Raw genomic sequence first — 19,023 nt, 5'->3', positions numbered from 1 at the left:
ATGGCAACATAAAGCCTGATGCATGCAAAGCGCTAGCGTTTTCAATGGCCGTAATGACTACAGTTGAGATTTCAGCTTGTACAAAGCGTTTATTGCGTCTAAAGGCGTCATGTTATCTAAATCTAGCGCTTCAATGGCGTTTTTCAAGGCGTTTTGTTCTGCCTGAGCAAACATATCCACCTGTTGAGGTTGATATCCTCCTTTTTCTTCTTGAATTTTTTCTTGCTCTTTGTTGGAGGTGAAGAGGCCGGCATTGTCTGATGGCTACGGTCGTGATCAATGCCGGTAACGACTTCTAGCTCTGTCAATTTTTGCTTGGCGTGCCCAATTACATCACGAGGAACCCCCGCCAATTGCGCCACTTGTAAGCCGTATGACTGGCTGGCTGGGACCTCATGAACCTTGTGTAAGAAGACGATTTCATCGTCGTACTCCGTTGCAGTCAGGTGAACGTTGGCAGCGTTTTCTAGTTGATCCGCTAGCGTGGTGAGACTCGAAATAATGGGTAGCGAACAAGACGTAGCATTTTAACTTATTCGCTAAATAATCAACCGCTGCCCAAGCTAGGGAAAGGCCATCAAAGGTGCTGGTACCACGTCCGACTTCATCCATTAAGACCAAGCTGTTTTTAGTCGCATTGTTTAAAATATTGGCGGTTTCCGTCATTTCCACCATAAAGGTTGAGCGACCGCCGGCAAGGTCATCCGATGAGCCCCATTCGAGTAAAGATTCGATCGACTACTGAAATGGAAGCCGATTCTGCAGGGACAAAACAGCCTGTGTGAGCTAATAGTGTGATTAATGCGATTTGACGCATGTAGGTCGATTTACCGCCCATATTAGGGCCGGTAATCATCAGCAAAGATCGTGTCTTATTCAGCTCAAGATCGTTTGGCACAAAGGGATCTGAAATAACCGATTCCACAACGGGATGGCGACCTGCGACAATATGAATGCCGCCACGATTGTGTAGCTCTGGGCAACGAAAGTTAAGCACATCGGCGCGTTTTGCAAAGTTGTTTAGCACATCAAGTTGTGCCAAAGCTTGGCTTGTGGTTTGTAATTCACTCAATACTTCATTCAATTGGTCGAGCAGAGATTCATAAAGTTCTTTCTCTCGAGCAAGCGATTTGGACTTTGCGCTGAGTGCTTTGTCTTCAAAGGCTTTTAGCTCTGGTGTGATAAAGCGCTCAGCATTTTTTAACGTTTGACGACGGACGTATTCTACTGGTGCTTGGTCAGAATGAAGGCGACTAATCTCAATGTAATAACCATGTACCCGATTAAAGCCGACTTTCAGTGAACTAATACCAGTTCGAGCTTTTTCACTGCGCTCCATTTCAGCAAGAAAGTCAGTAGCGTTGGTCGACAAGGCTAAAAGCTCATCTAATTCGGCATCGTAGCCTTTGGCAAAAATGCCGCCATCACGAACCACCGATGGTGGGTTTTCGACCAAGGCTTTAGCCAATGTCTCAGTAATATCGGGTTGCGCCAGAATGCGTTGATTAAGCTCCTGCAGTCGCTGAGATGCCGCATTGGCCAACAAGCTGTTGAGTTCTGGTGCGGCTTCAAGGGCAAATCGTAGACGTAATAAGTCTCTAGGACGAGCAGAGCGTAGCGCCACTCGTGATAATATGCGTTCTAAATCCCCGACTTTTTTGAGTGGCTGATCAAAGGTGGTATAGATATGGGTGTTTTGCAATTCAGCCACGACTTGCTGGCGAGCCTGAATTTCATTTAGATCTCGAATTGGCGTATGTAGCCAGCGTTTTAACAAGCGACTGCCCATTGGTGTAGCGCAGTCATCCAGAACACTGATCAATGTATTGCTAGTACCACCCGTTAAGTTAATGTCGATTTCTAAGTTACGTCGAGTCGCGCCATCAATCAGAACTGAATCATCTTTATGTTCAACCATAATCGATTGAATGTGCGGCAATGCTGAGCGTTGGGTGTCTTTGGCATATTGCAGCAAAGCCCCCGCCGAAGCTATCGCAGCTGTCAGGGATTCACAGCCAAAACCAGACAAATCTTTGGTGTTAAATTGCTGAATGAGTTGACGATAGCTGGATTCATAATCGAAATGCCAAGGGCCAAGCTCAGCAATGCCTTTTTCTAGCTTTAATGTTGACCGCGCAGGGAAATCTTCAGAGATCAAAATTTCTCTTGGTGATAAACGCTGTAGTTCACTAGAAAGGGCTTCGTGACCATCGACCTCGAATAGGCAAAAACGGCCACTGGCCATGTCCAAATAAGAGAAGCCAAAAATATCGAGACCTTTACGGGATTGATGAGCAAGAGACAACAAAAGGTTCTCGCGCTTTTCTTCAAGAAAAGCTTCGTCACTGATGGTGCCTGGGGTAACGATACGAGCAATTTGGCGTTCAACCGGCCCTTTGCTGGTGGCTGGGTCTCCCGTTTGTTCGGCAACCACCACAGATTCGCCCATGCGAACTAAACGCGCAATGTAGTTTTCCGCAGCGTGAAACGGAATACCAGCCATCGGAATAGGCATGCCTCCAGAGTGTCCGCGAGCCGTTAGTGTAATATCGAGCAGTTGAGAAGCACGTTTCGCGTCATCGTAGAAGAGTTCATAGAAGTCTCCCATGCGGTAAAATAGCAGCTGGTTTGGGTGCTGTGATTTTAGGCCAAAATATTGGCGCATCATCGGCGTGTGATTGTCTGCTGGTGTATTGCTCATTTAGGCTAGCTCGATTGTGATCCAAAAAATAGAGGGGTATTCTACGGGATATTTTCTTAGGATTTAAGGGATAATACGAATGAATCAGATGCAAAAAATGACTCATGCTGCACAAGAAGTCGGTGTGTTATTGCAAGCGAAAGGCGATTTTCTGGTGACGGCAGAGTCTTGCACTGGTGGCTTGATTGGTGCGGTATGTACGGAAATAGCGGGCAGCTCGTCATGGTTTTTTGGTGGTGTGATTAGCTATGCCAATGACGCTAAGATACGTGGTTTATCGGTTAAAAAAGAAACCTTATCCGCTTTTGGTGCGGTGTCTGAGCAGACTGTCAAAGAGATGTGTGCTGGTGCGTTAGCGTTAGGGGGGATATTGCTGTTGCCGTGAGTGGTGTAGCTGGGACCGCTGGTGGCTCACCAGAAAAGCCTGTAGGTTGTGTTTATATCGGTTGGCAAATTGTTGGGCAAGACGCCAGTGTTGAGCGTTTTCAATTCTCAGGGGATCGTCAAGCGGTGAGAGAAGCCACTGTTTTAGCGGCATTGAATGGCGTAAAAGAAAGGCTAAGCAGCAATAAAAAATAATACTGTTTTTATATACAGTATTTCTTGAGATTACCCAAAAAAACGCTAGAGTTACCCGCAACGACAATTAGTCACAACGAAAAGTAGCCACAAGGATTTCATTATGTCATCTATTGCAGACAACAAGAAAAAGGCGCTGGATGCAGCGCTGTCTCAAATCGAGCGTCAATTTGGTAAAGGCGCCATCATGAAGATGGGCGAAGGTGCCAAGCTTGATATTGATACGGTTTCTACCGGATCGTTAGGTCTGGATATTGCGCTAGGTGCGGGTGGTCTTCCGTATGGTCGTATTTGTGAAATTTATGGTCCAGAATCATCTGGTAAAACAACGTTGACATTGAGTGTTATTGCGGAAGCACAAAGACAAGGCAAAACCTGTGCTTTTATTGATGCGGAGCATGCACTTGATCCATCCTATGCTGAAAAGTTAGGGGTAAATATCGCGGATCTTTTGATCTCTCAGCCAGATACGGGTGAGCAAGCGCTTGAAATCGTTGATATGTTGGTTCGCTCTAACAGTGTTGATGTCGTGATAGTCGATTCTGTTGCGGCATTGGTCCCTAAGTCTGAGATCGAAGGCGAAATGGGTAGTTCTTCTGTTGGTGTTCAGGCGCGTTTACTTTCTCAAGCAATGCGTAAGTTGACAGGCTCTATCAAAAACGCCAATTGTCTTGTGATTTTCATTAACCAAATTCGTATGAAAATTGGTGTGATGTTTGGTTCCCCAGAAACAACGACAGGTGGTAACGCACTTAAATTTTACTCTTCTGTGCGCTTGGATATTCGTCGTATTGGTTCTGTGAAGCAGGGCGACGAAGTGATTGGTAACGAAACCCGTGTTAAAGTGGTTAAGAACAAGATTGCCCCTCCATTTAAACAAGCTGAATTTCAAATCATGTATGGTGCAGGCATCTATCGCATGGGTGAAGTGATTGATTTGGGTGTTAAGCAAGGCTTTGTTGATAAAGCCGGTGCTTGGTATGCTTACAATGGTAATAAAATTGGTCAGGGCAAAGCCAATGCTGCCCAATTTTTAGCCGATAATCCTGAAATAGCAAAAGAAATTGAAGCTAAAATTCGTGAGGATTTATTGCCTAAAACAGCTCAGGCTGATGGCAAGCCTAAAGAGGCTAAAGACACTGAAGTTGAAAAAGACGAAGATGTCGAGCAACTCGATTTCTAAAATAGACTTTTAAACAGCGAATTCTTTAAAGCAGACCTAGTGTCTGCTTTTTTGTTTTTTTACTGAAAATGTTTTAGTGAAAAGTTTGTTGGTTTGTTGAAAAATATTCTTCTATGATGACCTATTTATATTGGGTATTAACAGGACAGTCATCATGTCGATGTGGCAATGGTCGCTTATTGTATTGAGCGTGCTTTTTTTGGGCGTCTTTCTTTTCACAGGTTTTCGTTACGTATCATTGAAAAAGAAAGCGGTAAAGTTAGGCTTTGTTCCAAAGGAGGATCTAAGTGAGCAGGACGTAGGTCCACAAAGTCCATCCGACGACGAAAAGCAACAATGGTTGGCGCTATTAAGGCAGCAGCAATACATCTGCGCTCAGCTTATTGAGGAGCTGCCTAAGTCTGATTTTCAAGGGAGAGCCGCTTTGTCATGTTGGGCTATTTTCTTGGATATAGAGATTAATATTATTGAGCATGCTATTCCTCATTCTCAGGTCGCAGAATTATTAGAAGCCTTTAAAGGGATTCTAGACAAGGTCGATCGAGCCTCAAGAAGTGGATGAGTTATTAAAGTCGCTAAAAGTGAATCAATCCTTACTGCGAGAATTAAATAAAGTGATTCAAAAAGCAGGAGAAAAGGTTTTTGCGCAGGTCACTATTACCTCAGAGTTAAATATTCAGCTTAGTGAACTTCAGAGTCAGCTAGCAAAGGAAGCAGAGCTAGATGAATCACTGGCTTTGCTGAGGCCTCAAATGGCGAGCATGTGTGAGTTTGTTGAACGCCTCAAGCTACATTTGGCTGAGGTGAAGCAGGAAGGTGATAGTGCGTTGTATGTGCAAGCTTTAGAGACATTTTTAGAGGGGACGGATCAGTCGGTTTTTTTAGATTCAGTTCGCTCAGAGTTGAATGACAAAGTGTCAGACCTAAAACAGCTAGCTGCGCACCAAAAAGCGATTATGGCGGAGTTGAAGGAACAAGTTCGTAAAGTAAGGGCGGGTCAGGGCGGAGACGGTAAGCATGTTGGTGTCTATGACATTTATATCGTTAGACTGGAAAAAGCATTATTAGAAAGTGGTCGAGTCGTTAAGCGCTTAGAGAAGAAGCTGGAAAGTTTGCAGACCATTAAATACAACTTAAATATTGATGTTATTAAGCGAGATGAAGCTCTGAAGCAAAAAAATGCTTTGTTGAAAACAAGAGGCACTAATATTAAGCAGAATATTGATATCTATGATGTGTTTGATGAAGAAAGAAGTACCATGAAAAATATGGAGGATCTGCTTTACCAAGACGCATTTACCGAAGAGTCGGATTCTTTTGCGAGTGAGCAGGCTTCGAAATTAAATTCTTTGCGCCAGATGGTGAATGAGTCAGAGCTATACGTAGAGATGCTTGAGCGTGATTTGGACAAGGCTAGAGCATTACGTGAAAGTCTAGAGCATAAGCTGCTTCATCCCGAATCGATTGAAGATACAGACTATAATGATGTTGATGTGTTGGCTAGTCGAGATTTGGAAGAATTTGAGAACCTCAAAGAAGTGAATAATGAATTAGAAGAAGAGCGTAAACGTTTGGAAGCGGCTTTGTATGATGGCCAAGTTCAAGCCGCCGAAGTGATCAAATTACAGAAAAAAATTGAAGAATTGGACGATAAAATAGCGCTGACTCAACAGAATTATGTCGACATGGAGACGCGTTATGTTGCTGCGTTGATGGCAAAAGGAGACGATTCATAAGCTCCTTTTTCAACATAAAAGATTTGCGCGTTTAGAGTTCGTCAGAGTCTGAGACTGCGTATTTAATCTGTTCGAAATCAAACCCTCGATATTGAAGGTAGCGCGATTGCTTGGCTTTTTCTTTGAAGTTCTTACTGGCTTCTTTTCCAAACTTACTTTCTTTGAGTTGTTTCGCTAACTCAAACCAGTCTGCATTAGCATCCGCAATAGCTGCTTTTGCTAACTCACTACTAATGCCTTTCTGGATCAGTTCTTGTGTTATTCTGCTTGCGCCCAGTGGTTTACTTAATCGGCTTCTAACAAAGATTTCAGCAAAGCGCTCATCATTGAGATAGTTCATGCTCTCAAGGCGTTCAATGACGGCATTGATTTCTTCTTCTGTGTGCCCTTTTGCTTTTAATTTTGTAAAGAGGCTCTTTTTTACTGTGTTCTCTATGACTGAGTAGTGATAAAGCTTGATCGAATACAGATGTCTGTTGTTCTTTCATATTTGAACTCTCTGGGTATCTTAATTGATGCGCTATTTTATCAGTTGAATTTGCTTTTTACATTTCATTTCTAAAAAACTAAAAAATCCATTTTTTATAGTTTTTTATACTTAATAATATCAGTAGATAAGATGATAAAACTGCATATATTATGTAAATATGGGCAATATGACTTTGTCTTTATTTGAGGTTTTTTTATGCGTGTTTGCGTGTTGGGTGCGGGTGTTGTTGGCTTAACGTCAGCCTATTATTTGGCGAAAAAAGGCTTTGAGGTGACGGTGATTGATCGTCAGGAAGGGGTGGCTTTAGAGACGAGTTTTGCTAATGCAGGGCAAATTTCTCCAGGTTATTCTGCTCCATGGGCTGCACCAGGCATTCCTTTAAAAGCGATCAAGTGGCTCATGCAAAAACACGCACCATTAAAGATCAGCGCGGATCCTGAGCTTAAAAAAATGGCATGGATGGGTAAGATGTTGGCGAACTGTACGGAAAAAGCTTACGACGTGAATAAGTCACGCATGGTGGCTTTGGCGGAGTATAGCCGTGACCAGTTTATTGCTATGCGCAAAGATATTGGCATTAAATACGATGATGGACAGGGTGGGTTGACTCAGTTATTCCGCAAGGATGAGCAAGTTGAGGCGTCTGAAAAAGACATCAAGGTATTAAAAGCTTTGAATGTGCCTCATCAGGTATTAACCCCAGCGCAGATTCTAGAGGTTGAGCCGGGTCTTGCCCCCGTTATCCATAAGTTTAAAGGCGGACTTCGCCTAGTTGGGGATGAGACGGGCGATTGTTTTGTTTTTTGTCAAGAGCTGAAAAAGCACTGTGATGAATTAGGGGTGACATTTAAATTTGGTGTTGCTATCGATCGTTTGCATGTGGAAGGTGGTAAAATACGCGCTGTTAAGACCGATCAGGGCGATTTTGAGTTTGATAATGTCTTGGTCTCTATGGGAAGTTATTCGAAAGAATTGCTTAAAGCGATCGACATTTCCATTCCTGTTTATCCTGTGAAAGGGTACTCGTTAACGGTGCCAATCACTGATTCACAGTATGCGCCAATGTCTACTGTGATGGATGAAACTTACAAAGTGGCGGTGACTCGATTGGGTGGGCGCATTCGTGCAGCCGGAACCGCGGAGTTAAATGGCTACAATCTTGATTTGCCTAAAGTTCGTACTGAAACCATTACCCATGTAGTACACGATTTATTTAATCAAGGCTGTGAATTATCGCAAGCGGATTACTGGACTGGACTTCGTCCTATGACGCCAGATGGTACACCGGTTGTTGGGCGCACAGGTGTGCAGGGATTGTACTTAAATACAGGTCACGGGACATTGGGCTGGACGATGAGTTGCGGCTCTGCCGCTGTGATTGCAGATATTATGTCTGGTGATAAGACTGAGATCGATTCACAGGATCTTTCCGTACAACGTTATCAGTAATAAAACGCTATAGAAGTTTAAGGGGCAAAAATGGCAAGGCCACTCACGGCAACGGTAGATTTAGAGGCGATTCTGCAAAATTACCGTTATGCAAAAAAGTTACAGCCAACTTGCAAGGCGTTTGCGGTGGTTAAGAGCAATGCTTATGGGCATGGTGCGGTTGAGGTCTCGCGTTATTTGGATAAAGAGGTCGATGCCTTTGCGGTAGCGGCCATTGAGGAAGCGATTGCTTTGCGTGAAGCGGGCGTTGTCTCTCCAATACTATTATTAGAAGGCGTTTTTGAGGGTGACGAGTGGGCATTGTGTGAACAGTATGGCTTTTGGTCCGCTTTAGAAAATGCCCAGCAACTTGACGAGTTGCAAGCCAGTCGTGCCAAAATAGAAAAGATCTTTCTAAAGTTAGATTCGGGAATGCATCGTCTTGGCGTGGACAAAGAAACGGCTCCGGCATTTGTGGCGGCACTAAAAGGCTGTGGCCAAGTGGGTGAAGTGGTGTTAATGACACATTTTGCTTGTGCCGATGATTTGTCGGATTTAACGACGATGCAGCAGCTGGCGTATTTTGAACAAGCTCGTCAATCGATAGGTGATATTGAAGCCAGCGTAGCGAATTCGGCTGCGATTATGAAGTGGAGCGTTCCTGAAGGCGGCTGGATTCGCCCTGGTATCATGCTATATGGGATTTCACCTTTTGCCGAGGTCAGTGGGCGATCGATTGGTTTGCGTCCTGCCATGACGTTATCATCAAAGGTGATTTCGACGCGTAAGCTTAAACAGGGTGATAGAGTGGGCTATGGTCTTGGCTATGTGGCTGCAGAAGATCATATTTTGGCTACGGTCGCCGTGGGTTATGGTGATGGCTATCCTCGCCATGCTGTAAATGGTACGCCGTTGCAAATTAATGGCGAAGCGGCCTGTCTTGCTGGTCGAGTCTCCATGGATATGATCACGGTGCGCATGCAAAATGTTGCTTCTGAACTCGCTATGGGGCAGGAAGTGGTATTGTGGGGAGGGGATGTGCCTGTTGAAGAGGTTGCGGATTATGCTGGTACAATCGGGTATGAGACTCGTGACTAGAATGACGGCTCGACCTCATTATCGTTATACGCGTGGTGAAAACGCTCAGTAATACCTTTCAAGAAACATTAAGCAAAAGTAGGTTTACTTCCGTAAAACCTACTTTTGCTTAACTTATACACAAAATAAGCGTCAAATTACGACGGTTTCTTTTGAAAACACCTATCCTTTGCGTGTACTATTTTGTGCTTTTCGTTGCATCGAGTAGGCATGTAGTAATCTGCCATTCACGCAATCCAATTCGTCCAGAAAATAGAGATAGAGACTCATCCCATTATGAAGAGTTCTGAACTACGTCAGTCATTTTTATCGTACTTTGAAAGTAAGCAGCATCAGATTGTGGAATCCAGCTCATTGGTTCCTGGAAATGATCCGACCTTGCTGTTTACCAATGCTGGCATGGTCCAGTTTAAAGATGTGTTTTTGGGGGAAGATATTCGCCCATACTCACGAGCAACGACGTCTCAGCGTTGTGTTCGGGCAGGTGGTAAACACAATGACTTGGAAAACGTCGGTTATACCGCACGTCACCATACATTTTTTGAAATGTTGGGTAACTTCAGCTTTGGCGATTATTTCAAAAAAGACGCGATTCATTACGCTTGGGAGTTTCTAACGGTCGTTTTAAAGCTACCAACAGAAAAGCTGTTGGTAACGGTTTATGCAGAAGACGACGAAGCTTTTGATATTTGGAACAAAGATATTGGATTGCCAGTAGAGAAAATTATTCGTATTGGTGATAACAAAGGCGGTCGTTATCAGTCTGATAATTTCTGGGCAATGGGCGATACCGGTCCTTGTGGTCCTTGTTCGGAAGTGTTTTATGATCACGGTGAGCATATTTGGGGTGGGCCTCCAGGTTCTCCTGAAGAAGATGGCGACCGTTTCATTGAAATCTGGAACGTGGTTTTCATGCAGTTTAACCGTTCTGCCGATGGCACTATGGCGCCATTGCCTAAGCCGTCTGTCGATACTGGAATGGGCTTGGAGCGTATCGCGGCGATTTTGCAAGGCGTTCATAGTAACTACGAAATCGATTTGTTCCAAAATCTCATTAAAGCCGCGGCACAAGTGGTGGGTACTCAAGATCTGAGTGCGCAGTCTCTTCGAGTTATTGCTGACCACATTCGTTCTTGTTCCTTCATGATTGTTGACGGTGTGATTCCATCCAATGAGGGTCGTGGTTATGTGTTGCGCCGTATTATTCGTCGTGCGATTCGTCACGGTAATAAACTAGGCCAAAAAGGCGTGTTTTTCCATAAGCTGGTCGACGCGCTTGATAGTGAAATGGGTGAGGCTTACCCAGAGTTAACGAAATTAAAAGAGCGAGTGGCTTCTATTCTATTAAAAGAAGAGGAGCAGTTCGCTAAAACCCTTGATCAAGGCATGAAGATTCTTGAAGAGGCGATTTCTGAGTTAGGCGATCAGAAAATTATTCCGGGTGAGACGGTCTTTAAGCTTTACGACACTTACGGTTTTCCAGCAGATTTGACCAACGATGTGGCGCGTGAAAATGATTTAGAAATAGACGAAGCTGGATTTGCAGTGGCAATGGACGCACAGCGTGCGCGTGCTCGTTCAGCCAGTAACTTCTCTATGGACATGTCAAGCGGCGTTAAGCTGGACTCTGTGACTGAGTTTACCGGGTACGAGAACCTAGACGGTGCGTGTGTCGTGGAGATGATTCTGGTTGATGGTGCTCCTGTTGAGGCGATTGAAGCGGGTCAAGCTGCTGCTGTGATTTTGAAATCGACGCCTTTTTATGCTGAATCAGGTGGTCAGGTTGGCGATCAAGGTTGGTTACGTGGTACGGGCGCGTTTAAGGTGTCTAACACGACGAAGCAAGCGAAAGCGCATTTGCACCATGGTGAGCTAAAAGAAGGTCGTTTGGCGGTGGGTGATCAAGTGACTGGTGAAGTAGATCGTACTTTGCGCATGGCAACCACACTGAATCACTCAGCTACTCACTTAATGCACGAGGCCTTACGTCGTGTTCTGGGTGATCATGTTTCACAAAAAGGCTCTTTGGTAAACCCTGAGCGTTTGCGTTTTGACTTCTCGCATTTTGAAGGTGTTAGTGCGACGGAAATCGAGCAAATTGAAGACATGGTAAACGAGCAAATTCGTTTAAATCGTCCGGTAGAAACCGACATTATGGATGTTGAATCTGCAAAAGCGAAAGGCGCTATGGCCTTGTTTGGTGAGAAATATGACAGCGAAGTGCGTGTCTTGACAATGGGGGCTGATTACTCAATCGAGTTGTGTGGTGGTACTCATGTCAGTCGTACAGGCGATATCGGTTTCTTTAAAATTATCACAGAAAGCGGTATTGCGGCGGGCGTTCGTCGTATTGAAGCGGTGACGGGTAAAGTGGCAATAGACACAACTCGTCAGACTGAATCGGTTCTTGATGGTATTGCTAGCCTTGTCAAAGGCAACAAAGATAGTGTCTTAGACAAAGTGGTTGCTTTGAATGATCACGCGCGCAGTTTGCAAAAAGAATTGGACGTACTGAAAGGCAAAATGGCGGCGTTAGCGGGTGCTGATTTAGCCTCTCAAGCGGTGGAGATTAATGGCGGTAAGTTGTTGGTCGCTCAGGTTGAGGTGGAAGATCCAAAAGCGTTGCGTGACTTACTAGATGAGCTGAAAAGTAAGCTTGAGTCCGCTGTCATTTTATTGGCTTCGGTGAACGATGGCAAAGTAAGTTTGATCGCTGGTGTGACCAAAGAACTGACAAAAAATGTGAAGGCTGGTGATTTGATTAAGATGATTGCGCCTTATGTTGATGGTAAAGGTGGTGGTCGTCCTGATATGGCTCAAGCGGGTGGTAATAATCCAGATGGCTTATCTGCGGCGCTGGCATTGGTGTCTGATTGGGTTGCTGAAAGAGTATAACTTGATTCGCTCTGTTTGAGCTTTGATTTGGGTAGTGAAGAATATGGCGTTGTTAGTTCAAAAATACGGTGGCACCTCGGTTGGTACAATAGAACGTATCGAGGCCGTTGCGGACCGAGTGTTGAAGCATAAGCAGCAAGGAGATGACATCGTTGTGGTTGTTTCCGCTATGAGTGGTGAAACCAATAGACTGATCGAGCTTGCAAAGCGCATTGATGCGTCACCAAGTGCTAGAGAAATGGATGTGCTGCTATCAACAGGGGAGCAGGTGACGATTGCTTTATTGTCGATAGCCTTGATGAAGCGTGGCCTTGACGCTCGTTCTTATACCGGTTCTCAGATCCGTATCACCACTGACAGCGCTCATGGCAAGGCTCGAATTCAAAAGATAGACACAGAGGCGATGCGTGCTGATTTGGATGCAGGTCGTGTTATTGTTGCGGCTGGTTTTCAAGGCGCGGATGAGCTTGGCAATATTACGACGTTAGGTCGTGGTGGCTCTGATACCACAGGCGTTGCGCTTGCTGCCGCTTTGAAGGCGGATGAGTGTCAAATCTATACCGATGTGGACGGTGTTTATACTACCGATCCTCGCGTAGTAGATAGCGCACGACGCTTAGATAAAATCACCTTTGAGGAAATGTTGGAAATGGCCAGCCTAGGCTCTAAGGTATTGCAAATTCGTTCTGTTGAATTTGCAGGTAAATATCAAGTGCCGCTAAGGGTGCTGTCTAGTTTTGTTGAGGGTGAAGGTACATTGATTACAACTGAGGGGGTTAAGGGTATGGAGCAGCCAGCGGTTTCTGGAATTGCATTTAATAGAGACGAAGCGAAATTAACCTTGAAAAGGGTGCCTGATATTCCAGGCATTGCCTCTCGTATTCTTGGGCCTATCAGTGATGCCAACATTGAAGTGGATATGATTGTGCAAAACGTGTCGGTGGATGGCACTACGGATTTTACGTTTACTGTACATCGTAATGAATATGATAAAGCTTTGTCGACGCTGAACTTAATCGCTGAAGAGCTTGGCGCCAGTGCTGTTTTATCTGATGCAAAAATCGCTAAGGTGTCTATTGTAGGGGTTGGTATGCGCTCTCATGCTGGCGTCGCCAGTACTATGTTCAAAGCGTTAGCGGCTGAGTCTATCAATATACAGTTGATTTCTACTTCGGAAATTAAAGTGTCGGTCATCATTGATGAAAAATACATGGAGTTGGCTGTCCGAGCGTTACATTCTGCATTTAAGTTGAGTGATGCGACACCAGAAGTGAGAGAAGCGTAACATTTGGATACACAAAAGCCTTAATTAATGGATGGTTTAATTTTTATTGAGAGGCTACAATTACTTTTGTAGGAATTGCCCTACAAGATTTGTCGGGCAGTTCTTCTTAATAAATGTTAAAAGCTATTACAGGGAGATATTCTTATGCTTATTCTTACTCGTCGTGTCGGTGAAACTTTAATGGTTGGTGATGAAGTTTCTGTCACTGTATTAGGTGTAAAAGGGAATCAAGTGCGTATTGGCATTAATGCGCCTAAAGATGTATCTGTTCACCGCGAAGAAATATACCTTCGTATCCAAAAAGAACAAGACGATCAAATTTCTGAAGATTAATTTTTAAAAAAGCCTTTACAAGACAAATGTGTCGTATATAATGCGCCCCACTTGTTACGGAGAGTTGGCCGAGTGGCCGAAGGCGCTCCCCTGCTAAGGGAGTATGGGGTGAAACTCATCGAGGGTTCGAATCCCTCACTCTCCGCCATTTCAAGTTCGTCTTCTTAGAGGCTATCCGCTCTAAGTAAAAGATAAAAAATTGTGATGCACCCGTAGCTCAGCTGGATAGAGTACTCGGCTACGAACCGAGCGGTCAGAGGTTCGAATCCTCTCGGGTGCACCATTCTTTTTTTAACATTTTAAAGCTATCCACTTTAAAGTGTTGTCGTGAAAAAATATTGCTATGCACCCGTAGCTCAGCTGGATAGAGTACTCGGCTACGAACCGAGCGGTCAGAGGTTCGAATCCTCTCGGGTGCACCAATATAAAAAATGATTTAAAGTAATCTTTTTAAAGTTATTTATTTAAAGTATTTACTGCTACGCACCCGTAGCTCAGCTGGATAGAGTACTCGGCTACGAACCGAGCGGTCAGAGGTTCGAATCCTCTCGGGTGCACCATTCCTATACACCTCAATAATGTCCAATTCTTTTTCATTACTATCGTATTTTTTAATAAAATACTCTCTCATATTTTTCTAATATTTTCGAATGTCTGCGTTAGCTCTTTTACGCTGCTGCAATGTCTTAATATCTGCAGATTCTCTTTGATTTCATCAAAATTAAACCTCAAATGTCCACACCATTGTTTTAGTCTGCCTAGCGTAACAATATCGTCATAGTACTTTTGTAGTTCGGTGCTATAGTCTGCGAAGAGTGTTTTTAGTATGGCGGTGTCTATTGTGTTTTTTTGTCCGTTCAGTTCGTTTCTGATTTGCTGAAAAACAAATGGGTTGTTAAGTGAGCCTCGTCCAATCATAAAATGCTGACAACCTGTAATAGACAGGCAGTGCAAAAGTGACTCTGTGTCTACTATGTCTCCATTAGCAACGACGTTCATGTTTGTTATGTCTTGGATTTTTCCTATTTTTTCCCATCGTGCTGGTCCTTTATAGCCATCTTTTTTGGTGCGCCCATGGATTGTTAATGTACCAACACCAGCCGCTTCAATGGCGGCCACATTATCAAACAGCAGAGCTTCATCTTCGAAGCCCAGGCGAATTTTTGCGGATACAGGTATTTCGTCGGGTAGTGTTTTTCGAATCGCATTCATGATGTCATAAAGTGCACCTGGGGTTTGCAGTAAAAATGAGCCACCACCATGTCCGTTGACGCGTTTGGAAGGGCATCCAAAATTCACGTCAATGTGTGTTGCGCCAGCTTGTATAGCATTGAGAGCGCTCTCTGCCATGAGTTCTGCGTTACTGCCTAGTAGTTGAGTGTGAACAGGGTGATTGTGAGCGGTTGTTGCTTTATTGCTATTTTCAGGGACAAGGCGCGTGAATGTGGTGGTTGGTATTGGGTGCTGGGTGACTCTAATGAATTCTGAGACTAGATAGTCCATGCCACCAATTTTTGACAGTAGGTTTCTCATGGTGTGATCCATAACGCCTTCCATGGGGGCGACGGCCAGGACAATGTTTTTATTGTTTGTTGGTTTTTTTACGGGGTAGGGCGTTTTGGGGGAAATGTTCACGAAATAAGTCTAACTGTTATGCAAAAAAAATATGAAACTGTTCTGGTTTGTGGTAAAAAACTAATCATCAAAGTAAACAGTGCTGTTGGTTGTGCATCTGATCACATTAGAGGAGCACAAACAAGGCGATAACAAAGGTGTCGATGTTATGGGTGAGTTGCTGGAAGATGGTTTGGGGTTGATGGTTCTAGGAATGGGCTTTGTGTTTCTGTTTTTAGTGATTTTAATTTATGCCACAAGTTACATGTCTCGTTTACTTAATCATCTGTTTCCCGAGTTGCCCCCAGTTACCTCGTCAAGTGCTATGCCTAAGTCTTCTGACAAATCAGTTGTTGATGCTCAAATGGTGGCGGTGATCACGGCGGCCGTGCATCAGCATAGAAACAATAAAAACGTTAACTCTTAATTCTAACTTTCTTGATCTATTTGAGGCTGAAATATGACAACAACTAAGCAACCTCTAGGCATTACTGATGTCGTTTTGCGTGATGCTCATCAATCCTTATTTGCCACGCGTATGCGTATCGACGATATGCTTCCTATTGCTGAAAAACTGGATCGAGTTGGATTTTGGTCACTTGAATCCTGGGGAGGCGCAACATTTGATGCATGTATTCGCTTTATCGGTGAGGATCCTTGGGAGCGTATCCGTGAGCTGAAAAAAGCGATGCCTAAAACACCTCAGCAAATGCTACTGCGTGGACAGAATCTTTTGGGGTATCGTCACTATGCGGATGATGTGGTGAGTAAGTTTGTTGAGCGTGCGGCTTTGAATGGGGTGGATGTTTTTCGAATTTTTGACGCAATGAATGATCCGCGCAATTTAGAAACGGCGATCAAGGCAGTTAAGCAGCAAGATAAGCATGCGCAAGGGACGATTTCTTATACCAAGAGCCGAGTTCATACCACCAAAAATTGGGTGGATTATGCCAAAAGACTGGAAGATATGGGGGCAGATTCTATTGCGATAAAAGATATGTCTGGCATCCTGACGCCGTATGATGCATTCGAGTTGGTGAGCCTATTGAAAGCGCAAACGCAATTAGAGGTGCAGTTGCATGCGCACGCCACTTCAGGTTTGTCTGATATGACGATTTTAAAAGCAGTTGAAGCTGGTGTTGATCGAGTGGATACCGCCATTTCCTCCATGTCGATGACTTACGGTCATAGTGCAACAGAATCTATTGTGGCGGCGTTGCAGGGTACAGATAGAGATACAGGTTTAGATTTGGAGCTGTTGGAGGAGATTGCCGCTTATTTCCGCGAAGTCAGAAAAAAGTATGCGAAATTTGAAGGCTCTCTTCGTGGAACGGATTCTCGTATACTGATTGCTCAGGTGCCTGGCGGCATGCTCACCAATATGGAAAGTCAGCTAAAAGAGCAGGGCGCTGCAGATAAGTTTGATGAAGTATTGAAAGAAATTCCTAGGGTTCGCGAAGATTTAGGTTTGATTCCTTTGGTAACACCTACATCACAGATTGTTGGTACTCAAGCTGTGTTAAATGTGTTGACGGGAGAACGTTATAAGTCTATTTCAAAGGAAACAGCTGGTATTTTGAAGGGTGAATACGGCGCGGCTCCTGCTGAGTTTAATAAAGAGTTGCAAGCGCGTGTGCTGGATGGTGCAGAGGCAATTACTTGTCGGCCAGCGGATTTGCTCTCACCTGAGATGGATAAATTAACAGAAGAGTTGGTTGCTCTTTCAAAAGAAAAAAACATTGCTTTGGCGGATGATCAAATCGATGACGTTTTGACCTATGCTTTGTTTCCGCAAATTGGTCTTAAGTTTCTTCAGAATCGTGGAGATGCTAGTGCGTTTGAGCCAGTACCAACATTGAGTGATGCTGTTGTTGACAGTAAGCCTGCTATTGCAAGTGCTGGGCCTAATGAGGTCAGTGTTTATACCGTTTCAGTTTCTGGGCAGAGTTTTGTTGTTCAGGTATCAGAGGGGGGATGTGAGCAACATCCAGCCGATAGAGCATTCGCAAGGCGCTTCGGTTAAGCAGTCTTCTGCGTCTGCCGCGTCATCTGGTGAAAATGTGCCATCGCCGTTAGCGGGTAATATCTTTCGGGTTTTGGTTTCTCCAGGTCAGCATGTTGAAGAAGGTGATACCGTGATGATATTGGAAGCGATGAAAATGGAGACAGAAATATCGGCGCCTAGATCTGGAGTTGTTGGTTCCATTAATGTGAAAGAAGGTGATTCCGTAAAAGTCGGTCAGTCACTTCTTACTCTGTAGTGAAAGGAATCAATTCAACATGGAAAATAAATTATTAAATCTTTATCACGACACGGGGATTTACCAGCTTGAGTTTGGGCAGTTGGTGATGATTTGTGTCGGCTTATTGTTGGTGTTTTTAGCAATCAAAAAAGGCTTTGAGCCGCTGTTGCTTCTGCCTATCGGTATTGGTGCGGTTTTGGTTAATATTCCTGGGGCTGGTTTCATGGCGGCACCTGTTTATGACGCTGCTGGTCATATGGTTTCCCCTGGAGGTCTTCAGTATTACATTTATCATGGCGGTATAGAGACGGGATTGTTCCCGCTGTTGATTTTCATGGGCGTCGGAGCAATGACGGATTTTGGTCCTATGCTAGCCAATCCGAAAACCTTGCTTCTTGGAGCGGCGGCTCAGTTTGGTATTTTTGCGACCGTCATTGGGGCTGTGTTGCTTGGGGCATTTGGGATAATGGACTTTACATTAGCTGACGCGGCCGCTATCGGCATTATCGGTGGTGCCGATGGGCCGACGGCTATTTTTGTTGCTAGTAGATTGGCGCCTGATTTGTTGGGGGCAATTGCTGTAGCTGCTTATTCTTATATGGCGCTAGTACCTCTCATTCAACCACCAATTATGCGGCCCTTACGACGAAAGAAGAACGTTCCATCAAGATGGAGCAACTTAGGCCTGTATCTAAGAAAGAAAAAATTGTCTTTCCTATTGTAGTGACAATTTTGGTTGCGATGTTTTTGCCTTCGGCCGCACCTTTACTTGGTATGTTCTGTTTCGGTAATTTGATGCGCGAATGTGGTGTAGTGGATAGATTGAGTGATACTGCACAAAACGCGTTAATAAACATAGTGACTATTTTTCTTGGTCTTGGTGTGGGCTCAAAATTGAGTTCGGAAGCGTTTTTGAACTTAGAAACCTTGGGGATCTTGAGCTTAGGGCTAATTGCTTTCTCAATCGGCACTGCGTCTGGTGTATTGATGGCGAAGTTAATGAATAAATTCTCCAAAGAGGCAATCAACCCGTTGATTGGTGCCGCAGGTGTGTCGGCTGTTCCAATGGCGGCACGAGTAGCTAATAAAATAGGTTTGGAAGCAAATAAGCAAAATTTCTTATTAATGCATGCGATGGGGCCAAATGTCGCTGGTGTTATCGGTTCAGCTGTGGCGGCTGGTGTAATGCTAAGTTATGTTGGTGGTTAGTGTTTAATAGCCTGCTTTCAAAAAGACACTTCGGTGTCTTTTTGTTTATTTGAGAGTTTATTAATTAAATTATAAAAAAAACAAAAAAAGAGCTTGCGCTAAAACTTCTAGGCTGTATTATACGCCTCCACTGACACGGACAACGACGCAAACAAGAGTTTGCACTTACTAAGATAAGTAAGTTGAACGAAGTATCAGACGCTCTTTAAAATAGATAATCAGATAATTT

At 44.2% G+C, this 19,023-nt stretch carries 11 protein-coding genes, 4 tRNA genes and 4 pseudogenes; 16 read left to right on the top strand and 3 right to left on the bottom strand.

The window, feature by feature from the left end; genetic code table 11:
* Positions 1-57: 57 nt before the first annotated feature.
* A pseudogene (gene mutS, locus AC0L6V_RS13850) lies at positions 58-2,701 on the bottom strand (DNA mismatch repair protein MutS).
* Positions 2,702-2,780: 79 nt separating this feature from the next.
* On the opposite strand from mutS, the pseudogene AC0L6V_RS13845 reads away from it, so the two are divergent.
* The 4 genes and pseudogenes from AC0L6V_RS13845 (at position 2,781) to AC0L6V_RS13830 (ending at position 6,199) form a co-directional block, all read left to right on the top strand.
* A pseudogene (locus tag AC0L6V_RS13845) lies at positions 2,781-3,280 on the top strand (CinA family protein).
* A 103-nt stretch (positions 3,281-3,383) separates the two neighbouring features.
* A complete protein-coding gene (gene recA / locus AC0L6V_RS13840) occupies positions 3,384-4,463 on the top strand; it encodes a recombinase RecA (RefSeq protein WP_265217788.1) in 1,080 nt (359 codons plus the stop codon).
* 154 nt (positions 4,464-4,617) lie between these two features.
* Positions 4,618-5,025: a hypothetical protein gene (locus AC0L6V_RS13835; RefSeq protein ID WP_418138365.1), complete on the top strand. Its 408-nt coding sequence runs from the start codon at positions 4,618-4,620 to the stop codon at positions 5,023-5,025.
* Positions 5,018-6,199, top strand: a complete 1,182-nt coding sequence (locus AC0L6V_RS13830) for a hypothetical protein (protein ID WP_418138364.1) — start codon at positions 5,018-5,020, stop codon at positions 6,197-6,199. The genes AC0L6V_RS13835 and AC0L6V_RS13830 overlap by 8 nt, the downstream gene beginning before the upstream one ends.
* A gap of 31 nt (positions 6,200-6,230) precedes the next feature.
* Here the strand turns inward: AC0L6V_RS13830 and AC0L6V_RS13825 are convergent, their stop codons facing one another.
* Entirely contained in the window at positions 6,231-6,539 is a 309-nt protein-coding gene (locus tag AC0L6V_RS13825; protein ID WP_265217784.1) for a regulatory protein RecX, read from the bottom strand.
* A 345-nt stretch (positions 6,540-6,884) separates the two neighbouring features.
* Between AC0L6V_RS13825 and AC0L6V_RS13820 the strand changes: the two genes are divergently transcribed.
* The 9 genes from AC0L6V_RS13820 (at position 6,885) to AC0L6V_RS13780 (ending at position 14,288) form a co-directional block, all read left to right on the top strand.
* Positions 6,885-8,138, top strand: coding sequence for a D-amino acid dehydrogenase (locus AC0L6V_RS13820; RefSeq protein WP_111608897.1), 1,254 nt, complete (start codon positions 6,885-6,887; stop codon positions 8,136-8,138).
* Between the two features lie 30 nt (positions 8,139-8,168).
* On the top strand, positions 8,169-9,215 hold the full coding sequence (alr, locus tag AC0L6V_RS13815) for an alanine racemase (protein ID WP_418138363.1): 1,047 nt from the start codon (positions 8,169-8,171) through the stop codon (positions 9,213-9,215).
* A gap of 276 nt (positions 9,216-9,491) precedes the next feature.
* Complete coding sequence (gene alaS / locus AC0L6V_RS13810) at positions 9,492-12,110, top strand: alanine--tRNA ligase (protein WP_346433226.1); 2,619 nt, start codon at positions 9,492-9,494, stop codon at positions 12,108-12,110.
* A gap of 43 nt (positions 12,111-12,153) precedes the next feature.
* Positions 12,154-13,395 carry an aspartate kinase gene (locus AC0L6V_RS13805; RefSeq protein ID WP_111608894.1) on the top strand — a complete coding sequence of 414 codons (1,242 nt, stop codon included), beginning with the start codon at positions 12,154-12,156 and terminating at the stop codon, positions 13,393-13,395.
* Positions 13,396-13,539: 144 nt separating this feature from the next.
* The gene (gene csrA / locus AC0L6V_RS13800; RefSeq protein WP_012071293.1) at positions 13,540-13,728 is read left to right on the top strand and encodes a carbon storage regulator CsrA; all 189 of its coding nucleotides are present in this window, start codon (positions 13,540-13,542) and stop codon (positions 13,726-13,728) included.
* A 58-nt stretch (positions 13,729-13,786) separates the two neighbouring features.
* Positions 13,787-13,876: transfer RNA gene (locus AC0L6V_RS13795), tRNA-Ser, on the top strand.
* 58 nt (positions 13,877-13,934) lie between these two features.
* Positions 13,935-14,011 (top strand) — tRNA-Arg (locus AC0L6V_RS13790).
* A gap of 62 nt (positions 14,012-14,073) precedes the next feature.
* A tRNA-Arg gene (locus AC0L6V_RS13785) sits at positions 14,074-14,150 on the top strand.
* A gap of 61 nt (positions 14,151-14,211) precedes the next feature.
* Positions 14,212-14,288, top strand: a tRNA-Arg gene (locus tag AC0L6V_RS13780).
* Positions 14,289-14,355: 67 nt separating this feature from the next.
* On the opposite strand, the gene AC0L6V_RS13775 is transcribed toward AC0L6V_RS13780, so the two are convergent.
* Positions 14,356-15,285 carry a tRNA dihydrouridine synthase gene (locus tag AC0L6V_RS13775; RefSeq protein ID WP_265218182.1) on the bottom strand — a complete coding sequence of 310 codons (930 nt, stop codon included), beginning with the start codon at positions 15,283-15,285 and terminating at the stop codon, positions 14,356-14,358.
* Between the two features lie 157 nt (positions 15,286-15,442).
* On the opposite strand from AC0L6V_RS13775, the gene AC0L6V_RS13770 reads away from it, so the two are divergent.
* The 3 genes and pseudogenes from AC0L6V_RS13770 to AC0L6V_RS13760 all read left to right on the top strand — a co-directional run bounded on the left by AC0L6V_RS13770 (position 15,443) and on the right by AC0L6V_RS13760 (position 18,794).
* The gene (locus tag AC0L6V_RS13770) at positions 15,443-15,769 is read left to right on the top strand and encodes an OadG family protein (protein ID WP_265217782.1); all 327 of its coding nucleotides are present in this window, start codon (positions 15,443-15,445) and stop codon (positions 15,767-15,769) included.
* Between the two features lie 33 nt (positions 15,770-15,802).
* Positions 15,803-17,603 (top strand): annotated as a pseudogene (gene oadA, locus AC0L6V_RS13765) (sodium-extruding oxaloacetate decarboxylase subunit alpha).
* A 19-nt stretch (positions 17,604-17,622) separates the two neighbouring features.
* Positions 17,623-18,794 (top strand): annotated as a pseudogene (locus tag AC0L6V_RS13760) (sodium ion-translocating decarboxylase subunit beta).
* Positions 18,795-19,023: the final 229 nt, after the last annotated feature.

It is taken from the genome of Marinomonas sp. G8-14 (assembly GCF_055808935.1).
Note: the sequence above shows the minus strand (reverse complement) of the source record. Positions and strands in the feature narration are given on the sequence as shown.